Source organism: Streptomyces colwelliae, assembly GCF_048158785.1.
Classification (GTDB): Bacteria; Actinomycetota; Actinomycetes; order Streptomycetales; family Streptomycetaceae; genus Streptomyces.
In genome coordinates, this window is record NZ_JBLTJC010000827.1 from 1 (window position 1) to 1,035 (window position 1,035).

The window sequence follows — 1,035 nt, forward strand, 5'->3', positions numbered from 1 at the left end:
CCTCTACGCCGACGACGCACCGCTCCCGCCCGCGTCCGACGGCGAGACACCGGTCCGGGTCCGGGCTCCCGTCGCCCCCACCCTCGTACGCCCCACGACCCTGCGACGCGCCCTGCGTCCACTGCGCCACCACCGCCCGCCCGTCCGGATGCCCGCCGAACACCTGGACGAGCAGGCGACCGCCGAACAGGTCGCTGAGACAGGGCTGTTGATCCCGGTGCTGCGCCCCACCGCCCACCGGGTCGCACACCTCCAACTCCTCATGGACGCCTCCAGCTCCACCCACGTCTGGGACACCACGCTCCAGGAACTGCGCCAGATCTGCGCGGGCGCCGGGGCCTTCGTGGACGTACGCGCGCACTACGTCCACGAAGGCCCCGGCGGAACCCTGCTGGTCGGTGCCACCCGGCGTCGGGAGAACCTCAACTCCCCGGAACAACTGCGCGATCCGACCGGCCGCCGACTCACCCTGCTGCTCAGCGACTGCGCCGGACCCCTGTGGCAGGACGGCCGGATGCAGCGGTTGCTGCACGACTGGGCGCGGGTGGCACCCGTGGCCCTCGTCCAGCCGCTGCCCCAGCGGATGTGGCACGAGACGTATCTGCCCGCACTGCCCGGAACACTGCACCGGTGCGAGGGGCCGAGCGCGCCCGTCCGGTTCGCCCCGCTGGAGGGCCGGACACCACGCGGCGCACTCCCGGTACTGGTCGTAGGCCCGACGCCCAGTGGCCTGGCGGCGTGGGCACGTCTGCTGTCCGGCCGTACGGCACTGTCGGTCCCCGGAGCGGCCGGCTGGGTGCTGCCCGACCATCCAGCACAGCCCCCGGCCGCCGACGAGGACACCCCTGAACCCGCCGCCCTGGTGCGCGACTTCCGCGCCACCACCTCCGGCCCGGCCCAGCAACTGGTCCGCGCCCTCGCCGCGGTACCGCTCTCGCTGGACGTGATGCGACTCGTCCAGCGCGTGATGCTGCCGGAGAGCGGGCCGTCCGTTCTCGCCGAGGTGCTGTTGGGCGGGGTGCTGCGGGGGAGTGG

Annotated in this window: 1 protein-coding gene; it reads left to right on the forward strand. The window is 73.9% G+C overall.

Features of this window, described 5'->3' with window-relative positions:
• On the forward strand, positions 1–1,035 hold a 1,035-nt coding region (locus tag ACNFOC_RS54640; RefSeq protein ID WP_416966347.1), incomplete at both ends, for an SAV_2336 N-terminal domain-related protein.